This is a genomic window from Mycolicibacterium cosmeticum (assembly GCF_000613185.1).
Taxonomy (GTDB): domain Bacteria; phylum Actinomycetota; class Actinomycetes; order Mycobacteriales; family Mycobacteriaceae; genus Mycobacterium; species Mycobacterium cosmeticum.
Map to the genome: position 1 here is coordinate 324,847 of NZ_CCBB010000001.1, position 14,468 is coordinate 339,314.

At 70.1% G+C, this 14,468-nt stretch carries 18 protein-coding genes; 7 read left to right on the forward strand and 11 right to left on the reverse strand.

The genetic code is table 11. The features are described from left to right. Positions 1-11: 11 nt before the first annotated feature. Both BN977_RS01620 and BN977_RS01625 read right to left on the reverse strand, forming a co-directional pair. Positions 12-536, reverse strand: a complete 525-nt coding sequence (locus BN977_RS01620) for an ATP-binding transcription factor AbmR (protein ID WP_036395947.1) — start codon at positions 534-536, stop codon at positions 12-14. Positions 537-607: 71 nt separating this feature from the next. After that, positions 608-811 carry a hypothetical protein gene (locus tag BN977_RS01625; RefSeq protein ID WP_036395948.1) on the reverse strand — a complete coding sequence of 68 codons (204 nt, stop codon included), beginning with the start codon at positions 809-811 and terminating at the stop codon, positions 608-610. A 67-nt stretch (positions 812-878) separates the two neighbouring features. Between BN977_RS01625 and BN977_RS01630 the strand changes: the two genes are divergently transcribed. Next, positions 879-1,724, forward strand: coding sequence for an AIM24 family protein (locus BN977_RS01630; protein ID WP_036395950.1), 846 nt, complete (start codon positions 879-881; stop codon positions 1,722-1,724). A 7-nt stretch (positions 1,725-1,731) separates the two neighbouring features. On the opposite strand, the gene BN977_RS01635 is transcribed toward BN977_RS01630, so the two are convergent. Next, positions 1,732-2,340, reverse strand: coding sequence for a DUF305 domain-containing protein (locus tag BN977_RS01635; protein WP_191262680.1), 609 nt, complete (start codon positions 2,338-2,340; stop codon positions 1,732-1,734). Positions 2,341-2,402: 62 nt separating this feature from the next. On the opposite strand from BN977_RS01635, the gene BN977_RS01640 reads away from it, so the two are divergent. Both BN977_RS01640 and BN977_RS01645 read left to right on the forward strand, forming a co-directional pair. Beyond that, positions 2,403-2,606 (forward strand): cation transporter, encoded by a 204-nt coding sequence (locus tag BN977_RS01640; protein WP_036395953.1) that lies wholly within the window; start codon positions 2,403-2,405, stop codon positions 2,604-2,606. Next, on the forward strand, positions 2,603-4,807 hold the full coding sequence (locus BN977_RS01645) for a heavy metal translocating P-type ATPase (protein WP_036395955.1): 2,205 nt from the start codon (positions 2,603-2,605) through the stop codon (positions 4,805-4,807). Before BN977_RS01640 ends, BN977_RS01645 begins: the two co-directional genes overlap by 4 nt. Here the strand turns inward: BN977_RS01645 and BN977_RS01650 are convergent. Next, a complete protein-coding gene (locus BN977_RS01650) occupies positions 4,793-5,905 on the reverse strand; it encodes an adenylate/guanylate cyclase domain-containing protein (RefSeq protein ID WP_036395958.1) in 1,113 nt (370 codons plus the stop codon). The genes BN977_RS01645 and BN977_RS01650 overlap by 15 nt on opposite strands. Before the next feature lie 34 nt (positions 5,906-5,939). Between BN977_RS01650 and BN977_RS01655 the strand changes: the two genes are divergently transcribed. After that, a complete protein-coding gene (locus BN977_RS01655; RefSeq protein ID WP_036395960.1) occupies positions 5,940-6,428 on the forward strand; it encodes a DNA-deoxyinosine glycosylase in 489 nt (162 codons plus the stop codon). A gap of 71 nt (positions 6,429-6,499) precedes the next feature. On the opposite strand, the gene BN977_RS01660 is transcribed toward BN977_RS01655, so the two are convergent. The 4 genes from BN977_RS01660 to BN977_RS01675 all read right to left on the reverse strand — a co-directional run bounded on the left by BN977_RS01660 (position 6,500) and on the right by BN977_RS01675 (position 10,567). Beyond that, positions 6,500-7,897, reverse strand: a complete 1,398-nt coding sequence (locus BN977_RS01660) for an HNH endonuclease signature motif containing protein (RefSeq protein WP_051560952.1) — start codon at positions 7,895-7,897, stop codon at positions 6,500-6,502. Between the two features lie 180 nt (positions 7,898-8,077). Continuing rightward, the gene (locus BN977_RS01665; protein ID WP_024453659.1) at positions 8,078-8,341 is read right to left on the reverse strand and encodes a ribosomal protein L7/L12; all 264 of its coding nucleotides are present in this window, start codon (positions 8,339-8,341) and stop codon (positions 8,078-8,080) included. Then, the gene (locus tag BN977_RS01670; RefSeq protein ID WP_036395966.1) at positions 8,325-9,722 is read right to left on the reverse strand and encodes an amidase; all 1,398 of its coding nucleotides are present in this window, start codon (positions 9,720-9,722) and stop codon (positions 8,325-8,327) included. The genes BN977_RS01665 and BN977_RS01670 overlap by 17 nt, the downstream gene beginning before the upstream one ends. Further along, positions 9,719-10,567, reverse strand: a complete 849-nt coding sequence (locus BN977_RS01675) for an AraC family transcriptional regulator (RefSeq protein ID WP_036395969.1) — start codon at positions 10,565-10,567, stop codon at positions 9,719-9,721. Before BN977_RS01675 ends, BN977_RS01670 begins: the two co-directional genes overlap by 4 nt. A 26-nt stretch (positions 10,568-10,593) precedes the next feature. Between BN977_RS01675 and BN977_RS01680 the strand changes: the two genes are divergently transcribed. Genes BN977_RS01680 through BN977_RS01690 form a run of 3 tightly spaced genes read left to right on the forward strand, consistent with a single transcriptional unit; the run spans position 10,594 to position 11,976 of the window. Next, positions 10,594-11,061, forward strand: coding sequence for a VOC family protein (locus BN977_RS01680; RefSeq protein ID WP_036395971.1), 468 nt, complete (start codon positions 10,594-10,596; stop codon positions 11,059-11,061). A 23-nt stretch (positions 11,062-11,084) separates the two neighbouring features. After that, complete coding sequence (locus tag BN977_RS01685; RefSeq protein ID WP_024453663.1) at positions 11,085-11,522, forward strand: HIT family protein; 438 nt, start codon at positions 11,085-11,087, stop codon at positions 11,520-11,522. A gap of 4 nt (positions 11,523-11,526) precedes the next feature. Then, on the forward strand, positions 11,527-11,976 hold the full coding sequence (locus tag BN977_RS01690) for a nitroreductase family deazaflavin-dependent oxidoreductase (protein ID WP_036395972.1): 450 nt from the start codon (positions 11,527-11,529) through the stop codon (positions 11,974-11,976). Positions 11,977-11,978: 2 nt separating this feature from the next. On the opposite strand, the gene BN977_RS01695 is transcribed toward BN977_RS01690, so the two are convergent. The 3 genes from BN977_RS01695 to BN977_RS01705 all read right to left on the reverse strand — a co-directional run bounded on the left by BN977_RS01695 (position 11,979) and on the right by BN977_RS01705 (position 14,436). Further along, complete coding sequence (locus BN977_RS01695) at positions 11,979-12,458, reverse strand: MSMEG_6728 family protein (RefSeq protein ID WP_024453665.1); 480 nt, start codon at positions 12,456-12,458, stop codon at positions 11,979-11,981. An 81-nt stretch (positions 12,459-12,539) separates the two neighbouring features. Further along, a complete protein-coding gene (locus BN977_RS01700) occupies positions 12,540-13,595 on the reverse strand; it encodes an LLM class flavin-dependent oxidoreductase (RefSeq protein ID WP_024453666.1) in 1,056 nt (351 codons plus the stop codon). Positions 13,596-13,602: 7 nt separating this feature from the next. Then, positions 13,603-14,436 (reverse strand): uracil-DNA glycosylase, encoded by an 834-nt coding sequence (locus tag BN977_RS01705; protein ID WP_036395974.1) that lies wholly within the window; start codon positions 14,434-14,436, stop codon positions 13,603-13,605. Positions 14,437-14,468: the final 32 nt, after the last annotated feature.

Sequence of the window (14,468 nt, forward strand, 5' to 3'; positions counted from 1 at the left end):
GGCCGTCCGGGTCAGACCTGCGGCCCCTCGGCCCGCAGATCGTCCACCGCCGTCATGGCCGCCCGCAGCTTGGCCAGCCACTCGTCGGTGTGCTCACCGACCAGCCGCACCGACCAGGCCAGCGCGTCGGACCGGGAGCGCGCCACACCGGCGTCGACCAGCGTGTCCAGCACCTGACGTTCGGGCTGCCGCAGCCGGGTCATCACCGGTACGGCCAAGTGGGTGAACAGGATTCGTTCCTCGCCGGCCTGGATGCCCCAGGAGACCTTGCGGGCGAAGCGATCCTGCGCCTCGTCGGCGATCCGCATCCGCTCCCCGCGGGTTTCCTCCCGGAACTTGGCGGCCCGGCCGGACGCGCGGGAGGCACTCTCCTCGGTGTCGGCGTCGGGCAACCGGCCGATCACCGTGATTTCTTCGCGGTCGACGGTGACTTCGGGGTCACCGGCGAACCAGCCGTCGGGGAGCCGGCCGGCGAACCAGTCGGCGGCTTCGGCGGCGTCGTGGGTGGCGCGCCGCGCATGATGATGTGTCTTCATGATTACATGATTACACCATTACAGCTGTAATAGAACGCACTTCACCCACGGCGAACGGGTATTGCCGGTGGCTACCGCTTGAGCAGCGCCGCCGCACCGCCGCCCAGCACCAACGCGACCAACAGCAGCGCCGCCCATCCCGCACCGACCAGCCACCACACCGCGGCGACGGCGATGATCGCCGGCGAGAGAAGGAACAGCACCATGCCCGGGTGTTGCCTGACGACTGCCAGGGCACTCTTGGCCCGCATCCGATCGAGCTCGTCACCTGCCATACGAAAAAGCATGCCAGCCTAAGGTGGCTCTAGCACGTACCAAACTCTTGAGACCCGAGGAGACGCGGTGAGTGGTCAGTGGCTGAGGGATCCCGAAGGCCGGTTCGAGTACCGGTGGTGGGACGGGCAGAGGTGGACCGACCAGGTGTCCCATCAGGGTCAGGTGCGCACCGCGCCACTCGGCGCGCCGCCCGCGCAGCAGCAGCCGCCGCAACCTCAGCAGCCGGTGCAGGCCGGTGACGGCTTCACCGGTATCACCGGCGATCTGGTCGACGGCCGGTTCAGCGAGAAGGAGTCCGCGGCCGTCGCCAATCAGAACAGGAAGCTGCTGCGGGTGCGCGTCGGCGAACCGTTCCTGGCCCGGCAGGGTTCGATGGTGGCCTACCAGGGCAACGTCGACTTCGCCTTCGAGGGCGGCGGTGCCGGCAAGTTCCTCAAGAAGGCGCTGACGGGCGAGGGACTGCCGCTGATGCGGGTGTCCGGCCAGGGCGATGTGTTCCTCGCCGAGCAGTCCTTCGACGTGCACCTGCTGCACCTGAGCAATGCCGGGCTGTCCATCAGCGGCAAGAACGTGCTGGCCTTCTCATCGAACCTGGACTGGAACATCGAGCGGGTCAAGGGCGGCAGCATCGCCACCGGCGGCCTGTTCAACACCACGCTGCGCGGCAGCGGGTGGGTGGCGCTGACCACCGACGGGCCACCGGTCGTGCTTGACGCCGCCGAGGCGCCGACCTTCGCCGACACCAATGCGGTGGTGGCCTGGTCGGCCAACCTGCAGACCTCGCTGAAGACCAGCTTCAAGGCCGGCGCGCTGATCGGGCGCGGCTCCGGCGAGGCGCTGCAGGTGGCCTTCGCGGGTCAGGGCTTCGTCATCGTCCAGCCGTCGGAGGGCATCCCCGTCCCCACGCAGTGACCGGGCGTCACAACGTCCCGAGCATCGACTTCATGGTGTCGATCTCTCTCTGCTGGGTATCGACGATGGCGTGGGACAACTCGATCGCCGGGCCGTATTGCCCGTTGGCGATCTCGTCCTGAGCCATCGCGATCGCGCCCTCGTGATGGGCGATCATCTGGGTGACGTACAGCTTGGCGGCCTCCGGGCCAGGGGCGTTACGCAGCTTGTCGATGTCCTGGGCGGACACCATGCCTTGCATCCCGTGGTCCATCGGCGCCGTGGCGGGACTGCCCCACGATGTCAGCCAGCCCTGCATCTGGGCGATCTCGGGTGCCTGCGCGGCCTTGATCTCGGTGGCCAGCTGAACGACGCGGGGGTCGACGCCCTGCTTGGCCAGCAGGATGTCGCTCATCTCCACGGCCTGGCTGTGGTGCGGAATCATCATCTGGGCGAACATCACGTCGGCATCGTTGTGCGCCGCGGCGTCGGCGGTCGCCGACCCGGCAGCCGGCGCGCTGCTCTGATGTCCGCTGTGGCCGGCGTCCTCGGTCGGGCCGGATCCGTTACTCCCATTACTACAGCCCACCACCAGAACGGCGACCGCCGCCGCGATCGCTGCCGTTGCCTTCACCATGTCTCTCCTCACATCTGGATCGGATCATTTACCCATACCCCCTACCGGTATATCATGGGCTCATGAACATCGTTCTCCGTGTCGAGGGTATGAGTTGCGGCCACTGCGTCTCGGCGATCACCGCCGCGGTGCAGCCGCTGCCCGGCGTCGCCTCCGTCGCCGTCGACCTCGCGGCCGGCACCGTCACGGTGGCCGGCACCCCCGACCCCGACACCGTCGCCGCGGCCATCGAGGACTGCGGGTACGACGTCGCGAGTGCGGCATGAGCACCCTGACGCTCGACGTCGGCGGCATGACGTGCGCTTCCTGCGCGGCGCGAATCGAGAAGCGGCTCAACCGGATCGACGGGGTGCACGCCACCGTCAACTTCGCCACCGAGCAGGCCCGGGTCGACTTCCCGGACACCGTCAGCCCCGACGACCTGGTCGCCGCGGTGGCCGCGACGGGGTACACCGCGACGCTGCCCACCCCGGAGCCCGCCCCCGAGCCCACAGCGTCGCCCGAGCCCGAGCGCGATGACGCCGACGGGTGGCGGCAACGGGTCCTGGTCAGCGCAGCGCTGAGCGTGCCGGTGGTCGCGCTGTCGATGATCCCGGCGTTGCAGTTCACCAATTGGCAGTGGCTGGCCTTCACGCTGGCCTCGCCGGTGGTGGTGTGGGGCGCGTGGCCCTTCCACCGGGCCGCCTGGACCAACCTGCGGCACGGCGCCGCGACCATGGACACGCTGATCTCGGTGGGCGTGACCGCGGCCTATCTGTGGTCGGTGTGGGCGCTGTTCTTCACGCATGCCGGGATGCCGGGCATGAAGATGCCCTTCGAGTGGGTGTCTCGGGGTGGCGCGCCGCACCTGTACCTGGAGGTCGCCGCGGCCGTCACCACGTTTCTGCTCACCGGGCGGTATTTCGAGGCGCGGGCCAAGCGCAAGTCCGGTGCCGCCCTGCGCGCGCTGCTGGATATGGGCGCCAAGGACGTCGCGGTACTGCGCACCCATGGCGAGGTGCGGATCCCCATCGCCCAGCTGGCCGTCGGTGACGTCTTCGTGGTGCGGCCCGGGGAGAAGATCGCCACGGACGGCACCGTCACGACCGGCACATCGGCCGTCGACGCCTCGATGCTGACCGGAGAGCCGGTGCCGGTCGAGGTCGGGCCCGGCGACACCGCGGTCGGCGCCACCGTCAACGTCGGTGGCCGCCTCGAGGTGCGGGCGACGCATGTCGGCGCCGACACCCAGCTGGCCCAGATGGCTCGCCTGGTCAGTGAGGCCCAGAGCGGTAAGGCCGAGGTCCAGCGGCTGGCCGATCGGGTCTCGGCGATCTTCGTACCGATCGTCTTCGGGTTGGCCCTGCTGACGCTGGCCGGGTGGCTGCTCACCGGAAACTCGGTGGCCGCGGCGTTCACCGCCGCCGTCGCGGTGCTGATCATCGCGTGCCCGTGCGCGCTGGGTCTGGCCACGCCGACCGCGCTGCTGGTGGGCACGGGCCGGGGCGCCCAGCTCGGCATCCTGATCAAGGGGCCGCAGGTGTTGGAGTCGACCCGTCGGGTGGACACCGTGGTGCTGGACAAGACCGGAACGGTGACCACCGGTCGGATGTCGGTGGTCGGCGTGCACGTCGCCGACGGGGAATCCGAGGCCGAGATCGTCCGGCTGGCAGGCGCTTTGGAGCACGCCTCGGAGCACCCGATCGCCAGGGCGATCGCCGAGTATGCCGGCGGTGGGTTGCCGCCGGTGACCGGGTTCGAGAATCACGGTGGCCGCGGGGTGACCGGCGTGGTCGAGGGCCGGGCCGCCGCCGCGGGCCGGGCCTCCTGGCTGGAGCTGCCGGTTCCCGCCGGGCTGAGCGCCGCGGCCGAGGCCGCCGAGGCCGAGGGCCGGACACCGGTCTGGTTCGCCGCCGACGGGCGCATCCGCGCGGTGATCATCGTCTCGGACACCATCAAGGACACCGCGGCCGAGGCGATCGACCAGTTCCGCGCCCTCGGTCTGACCCCGGTGCTGCTGACCGGCGACAACCGCGGTGCCGCGGAAGCCGTTGCGGCGCAACTGGGTATCGAGCAGGTGGTGGCCGAGGTGCTGCCCGCGGACAAGGTGGCCGAGGTGAAGCGGCTGCAGGCCGACGGCGCGGTGGTGGCGATGGTCGGTGATGGCGTGAACGACGCCGCCGCGCTGGCGCAGGCCGACCTGGGCTTGGCGATGGGCACCGGCACCGATGTCGCGATCGAGGCGTCGGACCTGACCCTGGTGCGCGGTGACCTGCGGGCGGCCGCCGACGCGATCCGGTTGTCCCGGGCCACCCTGCGCACCATCAAAGGCAATCTGTTCTGGGCGTTCGCCTACAACGTCGCCGCGTTGCCGCTGGCCGCGCTGGGGCTGCTGAACCCGCTGATAGCGGGGGCCGCGATGGCGTTCAGCTCGGTGTTCGTGGTGACGAACAGCCTTCGACTGCGCCGCTTTTCACCGGTGCGCTAACCGGGCCCGGAACAGTTTGGTGTCGTCCTTGATGCCCTTGAGGCGGCGCGCGCCGGCGAAGGACCACTCGAACCCGGAGCCGTCGCCGATCGCGTCGCGGACGGCCTCGGACACCAGCACCGAACCCGGCCTGGCCACCCCGGTGATCCGGCTGGCCAGGTTGACCGGGCTGCCGAACCAGTCCCCGCTGCGGTTGACGGCCAAGCCGGTGGCCACACCGGCGCGCAGTCGCAGGAAGTCGTCACCGGCCTCGGTGGCGTCGACGAGTGCCAACATGGTGGTCAGCAGCGGTGCGGGATCGGGGCTGACCAGCATCACGGCGTCGCCGATGGATTTGATGAATCGCACCGGCGGGACCACGACATCGCGGGTCAGGTCGACCAGCCGGCGAGCGAGGTCCTCCAACTCCTCCGGGGGCACCGCCTCACCGAGCCGAGTGAAGCCGACCAGGTCGGCGAAGGCGACCGCCACCGGCCGGGCCCCGGGCAACGGGAGGCCGGCGGCGCGCTCCCCCGCGGTGACGGCCTCGGTCTCCATGGTGTGCCGCAGCTGCAGCCGCAGCATGTCCTGGATCATCGGGCCGAGCAGCGGCTGGGCGGACAGCAGCAGCGCCTCCGAGGATTTCGCGATGTCGAGTTCGGTGGTGCCGCCCGCGGAGATCATCGCCGACAGGGCCGTGAACCGCAGCGCCTCAGCGGTTTTGGCCAACCCGTCGGCGATCACCCGGACCACCGCGACGATCCGTTCCTCGTCGAAGCCCAGGTCGACGAACTGCTTGACGTAGGTGAACATCTCGGCGTCGACGGCGGGATGCACGGGTGCGTCCGGGTCGTCGGACTGCGGCACCCCGATGGCCCGTTGGATGTGGCCGACCAGATCCGGATCCACGCCGTACGTCTGGCTGATCTGCCGTGCCGAGACCAGCCTGCCGTCGTCGCCGAGCGCGCGACGGGACACCAACAGCAGCGGCGCGTACGAATCCCGGATCTGTTCGACGGTGATGCCCCGCTCCAACAGCCAGGGGATCAACTCGGCCCGCTCCGCGCGCGCCTCGCCCTCGAGGCCGTCGAGCAGGTCGGCGAAATCTGGGGAGTCCACGACGCCAAGGTAGCGGTATGCGACAGTCAGTGGAATGACCGACGTGCTGCTCGGGCTCCCGCCGTTGATCGGGCCCGGCGCCCGGCTGCTGATCTGCGGCAACATGCCCAGCGTGATGTCACTGGCCTCCGGCGAGTATTACGGCAACCCGCGCAACGCGTTCTGGCGGATCACCGCGGAGGTCGTCGGCTTCGACGTGGCGGCGGCCTACCCAGCACGGGTCGCGGCGCTGCTGGACCACGGCATCGCGGTGTGGGATGTGCTGCGGTCGTGTGTGCGCCAGGGCAGTCTCGACTCCGCGGTGCGACCCGAGAGCATGGTGCCCAACGACTTCGCCACGTTCCTCGACCGCCACCCGACGATCGAACGGATGGTGTTCAACGGGGCGGCCGCCGAGACGAATTACCGGCGCCTGGTCGGCACTCCGGACATCCCCGCGCAGCGACTGCCGTCCACCAGCCCGGCCCAGACCATGCGCTACGCCGACAAATTGGCCGCTTGGCGAACAGCCCTGGCCGATTAGGATCGCGCCGATGCCGGCTTCGGGTCACCGCCATCCTCAACCGGATCAAGGCTGAGGTCGAGGCGGGCCGATCACGCGGCCGTTCCCGGCGGTGCGTCCGGTCTGGGCGTCCGGCCGGGGTTCTTGTCGCCCATGATGACTTCGGGGTGGTGGTAGGTGTTGGTGCGGGCCTGGCCGGTGTCCAGGGCCGGGGGCGGGATCCATTCGACGGAACCGTCGTCGCCGATGACGGTGGTCCAGCCACCATCGCCGACGAGTCGGTTGTGCGGGCCGCAGGCCAGCACGAGTTCCTCGATGTCGGTCTGCCCGTCGCGGGCGAAGTCGCTCTTCGCGTGGTGGGCCTGGCAGCCGTAGGCGGGCACCCGGCAGCCCGGGAACGTGCACCCGCGCTGCCGATAGGTCAACACCAGACGCTGGTCCGGGCTGGCGCAGCGCCGGGTCCGCCCGAAATGCAATGGCTGCCCGGTCACGTCGTCGAACACCGCCAAACACCACCACGCGTGGGCGGCCATCCGAAGGACATCGCGCATCGGCACCCGAGACCCACCCGCGGTGACCGCCTGCCCGGTGACCTCCTCGAATTCGGCCATCTTGGCTCCGAGCACCACCGTCACCGGCAACCCGTTGTGCTGCCCCAACTCCCCCGATGCCAGCGCGTTGCGCGCCACGGTGACCAGCGCGTCATGCTGACGCTGCCCCAGCGTCCGGGTGTCGGCATCGATCGCCTCCTGCGACGGGGTGCCCTTTGTACACGGGATCTCGTCCTCGGGATTGCACATCCCCGGACCGGCCAGCTTGCCCAGCATCGGTTCCAGGTAGGCCCGGCCTTCCGGGGTGATGGTGCCGTGGAAATCGCTGTTGCCATCCTCGTCTTGGGGGCCCAGCACGAAGCTGCGACGATCCTCGCGGCGTGCGGCGGCGTCATCGTCGTTGGGTTCGGGACCGTCGGGGTCGACGACCTCCAGCAGGTGTTTGGCCAGCCGACGCAGGGTGTCGGGGTCGTGGGCCGTGGCGTAGGCGGCCAGCTGCGCCTCCGCGTCGGCGCGGGTCGGCTCGTCCACCCCTGCCGGGAGTTTCTTCAGAGTCTTCGTGATGATCCGGATGTGTTCAGCCGTGATGTCACCCCGGGCTTGGGCGGCCGAGGTTGCCGGATACACCGGATCCAGTGGTTCCCCGGTCACGGTGCGGCGCGGGGCGAGCAGCTCCCCTTCGGTCAGCCGCCGGTGGGCTTCCTTGTTCGACAGGCGCAGCCGGATACCCAACGCATCGGCCCAGCTGCGCGCCCCCAGCTCAGCCGGGCCCGCTTGGGCTTTGAGCGCGGCCATCACCCGATGCTGTACCGCCGGAATCCGGCGGTACAGCTGTTCCAACGCGGTCTGGATGTCCAGCAGCTCGGTGATCGAGGCGTCGTCGAAGGAGGCGCCCGACAGTGTGTCGACCACCGCGATCAGATCGACCACGACCTCCATGCATCGAACACTAGTACGAACCACCGACATCTGCCGGGGTTATCCACAATCACGGATTTATCCACAACCGCACGCCTGCAACAGGTTTCGGTTGTCGCTGAAAAGTCGCTCGGAGGCGGGCATCGGGCATATGGTGCGGCACCGCGTTCAGCTGTTCAGGCGCGCACCACCGCCCGCACCTCAGCCCAGCCGCTCCACGATGTCCTTCGCCTCCCGCAGGCTCAACCCGGTCTCGTCCCGGAACACCTTGATGGCTTCGATCTTCTTGCCCTGCAACACCAGATTGCGCACCGTCACGCTGGCCCAGGTTTCGTTGGGCTCCCCCACCGGTCGCGACGGCGGCACCGCGGCACCCATCGCCCGTTCCAGTGCGGCCACCCGGCGTTCGAGTTCCTCGACCCGCCGCTGGACATCGTCCGCACCCGCGCTACCGAATAGACCCATGGGGCACAGTGTGCACCGGCGGCCGCCGATTCGCCCAGGGCCGCGCCGTCTCGAGTTGCGCGCTCAACGACAACAGGGTCGCCTCGTCGAACGGCCGGCCCATCAACTGGATCGACATCGGGATCCCATCCCCGTCCAGGCCCCACGGCACCACCGCGGCGGGTTGTCCGGTGACATTGCACATGGCCTGGAACGGCACCCGGCCGGCCACCCGGGCCAGCGTGGAGATCGCGCCCCGGCGCTGGTAGGCACCGATGCGGGACGGCCCGGTGGCCGCCCCCGGCGTGATGACGACGTCGACCTCGTCGAAAATGGACAGCACGCGCGCTGCGATGGCCGGTTCGGCCGCCAGGACGGACTCCATCCGACGCTGCGGGATCAGCCCACCGATACGGGCGAAAGCCCTTGTCCGGGAATCGAGCCGGTCCGGGTGCGGCAGCGCGCGAACGTCGTCGTACACGCCACGGAAGTACCGCGGCAACGCGTGTCCGTACACCGAACCGAGCGGATAATCCGGGTCCCGCTCGACGACGTGATGCCCCAATTCCCGCAGCACGGCGGCGGCGTCGGTCACCGCCGCCTGCTGCGGGGCACCCACCCGCGCGGTCACCAGCGGCGGCACCTTGCGGCTCACCGCGATCCGCAACCGGCCCGGCGGCCGCGTCGCCGCGGCCACGAAATCATGTCCGGGCGCGGTGACATCGAGGAACAGTGCGGCATCCTCGACCGTGCGTGCGAGCGGCCCGTTCGCCACCAGTCCGCACCACGAATTCTCGTGCGGCGCCGTCGGCACCCGATCCCGTTGCGGCTTGATCCCGAACAGTCCACACCACGTGGACGGTATCCGGATCGACCCCATCCCGTCGGACCCCAGCGCGATCGACGCGAGGCCCGCGGCGACGGCCGCACCGCTGCCGCCGCTGCTGCCGCCGGGGGCGAAGTCGCGATTCCACGGGTTGCGCGTCGCGCCGTAGGTGAGTGTCTCGGTGAACGGCCAGATCATCATCTCCGGCACCGCCGTCTTGCCCAGGATCACCGCACCCGCCGCGCGCAGCCGACGCACCACCTCGGCATCGGCGGCCACCGCGGGGCCGTGCGCGCTGCTGCCGTAGGTGGTCACCTGGCCGGCGATATCGGTGTCGTCCTTGATCGCGACGGGCACCCCGAGCAGCGGCAGCCGCTCGCCCGCGGCCAGCCGGGCCTGTGCCGCGGCCGCTTCGGCCCGCGCCGATTCGGTGAGAACCACGCGATAGGAACGAATTTCGGGATCGATTTGCGCTATCCGGCCCAGGAAGAGCTCCAGCAGGTCCGGCGCGGTGACCGTCCCGGCGGCCAGCATGCGGGCGTGTTCGGCCGCGCCGGCGAACGCGATATCACTCATTGGCGCAACGCTAGCGCCCCGGGTCCGTGCGTGGTGGCGTACTCGCCGGGTGTGCAGCCCAGCATGACCCGGAAGTCGTTGCCGAAATGCGCCTGGTCATACCAGCCGAGCCGGGTGGCCAGGTCGGCGAAGTCGACGTCGGGCGTGCTCTCGATCTCCAGGGCCGCCTGCTGCAACCGGTAGCGGCACAGCACCCATTTCACCGGGACGCCGACGTAGTGGGCAAAGATCCGCTGCGTGGTCCGCACACTCCACGGTGACAGCGCCATCACCTGCGACACCTTGTGCAGGCCGGGATCGGCCTGCATCCGCGCCACCAACTCGGTCAGCCGGACGTACACCGGGTCCGGCGTCCCCCCGAAGGCACCGATCGCCGCGTCCAGCCGGGTCCGCACCGCGTCGACGTCATCGTCGAACTCGATTGCCGCACCGAAGAGTTCGTCGTCAACCGGCCGGACAAGACCGGTGAGCTGCGCCGCGTCCCTGCCGAACCGGGCGGTGAAGCCGCCCGGCAGGAACCGGGCTCCCACCACCGTGCCGCATGCGCGGATGGTGGTGCGGAAAACCTTCGGCACCACACCGTGCACCAGGGTGACCGGCAGCGGGAAGCCGTGCCGGACACCGTCTTCGCCCCATTCCCGGGTCAGGTGCAGCGCCGGAAAAGTGATCACCGTGCTGTCGAAGGGACCCTCGCGGCGCCGGTCCCACCGCACCGACCAGAAGTGCTCGACGAACCGGCCCGCCGCCTCCGAGGGCGGCCAGCGCCGCAGTTCGAAGGCCGACACACTGCCCGCCCGGCCCACCACCCCGCGCACCGGGGCTGGCGTGTTTTTCCAAGCCGCCATGGCCGCAAGGCTACGAAACTGGCGGTATGAGCAACACACCGATCCCCCACGGATACACCAGCCTGACCCCGTTCCTCTGCGTCGACGGTGCCGCCGCGGCGATCGACTTCTATGTCGCTGTTTTCGGCGCCACGCTGGTCAGCCGGATGGACGGGCCGAACGGGACCGTCGCACACGCCGAACTGGACTTCGGCGCGGGCCGGCTGCAACTCGGCGATCCGCAGGACGCCTACCAGCTGGCCGCCCCCGACCGCGGTGCCTTCGCCACCGAGTCGATCGGCCTGTACTGCGCCGACGCCGACACGGTCGTGGCGCGGGCCGTCGACGCCGGCGCCACCGTCCGTGAACCACTGCAGACCTTCGTCACCGGCGACCGGTTCGCCTCGATCATCGACCCGTTCGGCTGGCGCTGGACCGTGATGACCCGGGTCGAGGACATCACGCCAGAAGAGCAGGAGCGCCGGCTGGCCGAATGGGCGTCCGCCAACGCCTGACGACAGGCGGCTAACGTGGCGGAATGGCCTGCGTGTTCTGTTCGATCGTCGCCGGGGAGGCCCCCGCGCTGCGGATCCACGAGGACGACGAATTTCTCGCCTTCCTCGACATCCGGCCGTTCACCCGCGGGCACACCCTGGTGATCCCGAAGCGGCACACCGTGGACCTGACCGACACGCCACCGGACACCGTCGCCGGCCTGGCGGTGCTCGGGCAGCGCATCGCCAAGGCCGCGCGGCTGTCCGGCCTGCACGCCGACGGCAACAACATCGCGATCAACGACGGCAAGGCCGCCTTCCAGACGGTGTTCCACCTGCACCTGCATGTGGTGCCGCGGCGCACCGGTGACAAATTGTCGTTCGCGAAAGGCCTGGTGCTGCGCCGCGATCCGGATCGAGCGGCGTCGGCGCGGCTGTTACGTGCGGCATTGGCGAACCTGGACGAAACCGCGCAGGATTGAGGCCATGACACATCTGTCGCCGATCGAGCAGGTCGGGCTGCGGGTCCTGCACCTGCACGACCTGCTGTATCAGAAGACCAACGGGCTGATCGGGCATCGCATCCCCGGGATGCCGAACAGCCTGCTGTTGCACACGGTCGGGGCCAAGACCGGGCAACCACGCATCAACACCCTGAGCTACGCCCGCGACGGCAAGGACTACCTGGTGGTGGCGTCGATGGGCGGTGCGCCACGCTCGCCGGGCTGGTATCACAATCTCAAGGCCCACCCGGACGTCGAAATCAACGTCGGGACAACGCGTTTGGAGGTCACCGCGCGGCCCATCCTGCCGGACGACCCGGACTATGCGCGGTTGTGGCAACTGGTCAACCGCAACAATGCCAACCGCTATGAGGCGTACCAGAAGAAAACCACCCGGCCGATCCCGATCGTCGCGCTGACGCCGCGGGCCTGAGGTCAGCGCGCGACCCGCCGCTCCCGGTCCGAGGCCGGCCACACGTAGGGCAGGTCATCCGGGATGCCGGGGAACAGCGGTCCGTAGTGGACCGGGTCCTTGCGCAGCAGCGCGGACTGGTGGCTGCGGTGGAAGGCGGGCTCACCGAGCCAGGGCGGCAACTCGCCGGCGCGTTCCAGCTGCGGCTGGGTGCGCACCGTGCGCACTCCGGTGCCCGAGGTGAGGTCGGCCAGCAAGGTGGTGCTGCAGGTGTCGGCGCGGCCCGCCGCGCACCACACACCGCAGACGTCCATGCCGTAGCGCACCAGCGCCTCTTCGTAGCCGGCCCACATTGCGGCCGCCGGATGATGACGCCAGCCGTATCCGGGAACCGTCAGCGCGCGCAGCACCTGAATGGCTTCCACCCGCTGTTTGCCGAGCCGGCGGAGGTCCAGCACTTCGGCACTCCTGACGAAATCCGGGCACGGCAAGAAGGTCTGCATCCACGCCTCCTGTCGGCCGGCCCCGTCCAGGACTTGCCGCTGCGGCGCCGGTTGAAACCTCGGCCGCCGCGGGACCGGACGTCAGAGCAGTTCTTTGGCCAGCAGCTCGAGCGTGGTCTCCCGGGCCGGTGCCGTCGCAGGCGCGGTGCCGCGGTACGCCGAGCCGACGGGGCTGATCATCACCTCGTCCACGTCGAATTGCTCTGCCAGGGCGCGGATCTGATCAGCGGCCTCGGCCGGTTCGCCCACCACGGTGCGGGCCCGGCCGGAATCCACGATCAGCTGCTCCTGCGCCGAGATGGTCGCCGCCAGGGCGTCTTCCACCAGATCCAGCGGTCCCAGCGGCCGCCCGGTGCGCAGGCGGCCCATCATCTGCAGGTTGGGCAGCAGCAGGTCCTCCGCCTCGGTCCGCGTCGGTGCCACCGATGCATTCACGGTGAGGAATGTCAGCGGTTCGGAAAGTTCTGCGCTGGGCCGGAACTCGGCGCGGTAGGCGGCCAGTGCCTCCGCCGTGCCCTGACCGCTGAAGTGGTTGGCGAAGACATAGGGCAATCCCTTGGCCGCGGCCAGGTGCGCCGAGTACATCGACGAGCCCAGCAGCCACAACCGCGGCTCGCTGGCCGCGTTGGGGGTGGCCTTGAGCACGTAGTCCTGCTGCTGCAGCAGTCCGCCCCTGGTCAGTTCGACGCGGACGCCGCGGGCACCCATCAGGGCGGCGACATCGTCGAGGTACTGCGGGAAGCGTTCGATATCCGAATCGTCACGCCCGGCCGCGCCACGCAATGCCACCGAGGTCACCGGGTCGGAGCCGGGCGCGCGGCCGATGCCCAGGTCGATCCGTCCCGGGGCGGCCGCCTCCAGCAGGGCGAACTGCTCGGCCACCGCCAGGGGTGCGTGGTTGGGCAGCATCACCCCGCCCGAACCCAACCGGATCGTGGCCGTCTGGGCGGCCAGGTAGGCGATCAGCACCGGTGGGCTGGTGGCCGCCACGGCCGCCATGTTGTGGTGCTCGGCCACCCAGTACCTGGTGAAACCCAGCCGGTCGGCGGTCTTGGCCAGCGCCGCGGTGGCCGCCAGGGCGTCGGCTGTCGACTGGTCGGAGCGGACGGGAACGAGATCGAGAACAGAAAGCCGCACGTGGGCGTCAACGCGGCGCGATGCCGGATCGTTCCCGCGCCGCCAGGAAAACGTCGTCGAGCATGGCCGGGGTCAACCGGCCGGTGAACATGTTCTGCTGGCTCGGGTGGTAGCAGCCCAAGAGCACCCGCCCCGTTGCCAGCGGTACCGCCGCGCCATGACCGAACACCGGCTTTGGTGGCCCGTCCACTTCGTCGGCCAGCAGCGTCAAGGCGGTCTGCCAGGCGAAGGTGCCCAGCGCCACCACCACCCGTACGTACGGCGCCACCAGCCGCCATTCGGCGTGCAGCCACGGCGCGCAGGTCGTCCGCTCCTGCGGTGTCGGTTTGTTGGCGGGCGGGGCGCAGCGCACCGGTGCCACGATCCGCACCCCGTTGGCCCGCATCCCGTCGGCGGCGTCGACGCTGTAGCCCGAACTCACCAGCCCGGCCCGGTGCATCGCCGCGAACAGCTGGTCACCGGACCGGTCGCCGGTGAACACCCGGCCGGTGCGGTTGGCGCCGTTGGCCGCGGGCGCCAGTCCGACCACCAGCACGCGGGGCCGGGCCGCCCCCCAGCCGGCCACCGGCCGGCCCCAGTACGGCTCGTCGGCGAAGGCCCGGCGCTTGGTGGCCGCAACCTCCTCCCGCCAGGCGACCAGCCGCGGACACGCCTTGCAGACCGTGACCGCCGCGTCGAGTTCGGTGACGGTGCCGATCCCGGCGGCCAGCGCGGACACGGTCTCGGCGTCGACAGCCACGGGTGTGCCGGGTTTCGCCCGGTCCCCCGGCCAACCCGTCCCCGGCGGCACCGGCGACGGGAACAACCGGCCGGTACGCGGATGGGGAAGCCTGCCGGTCACGCATCCATCCTGTCTGAAATTCGGTGGTCGGG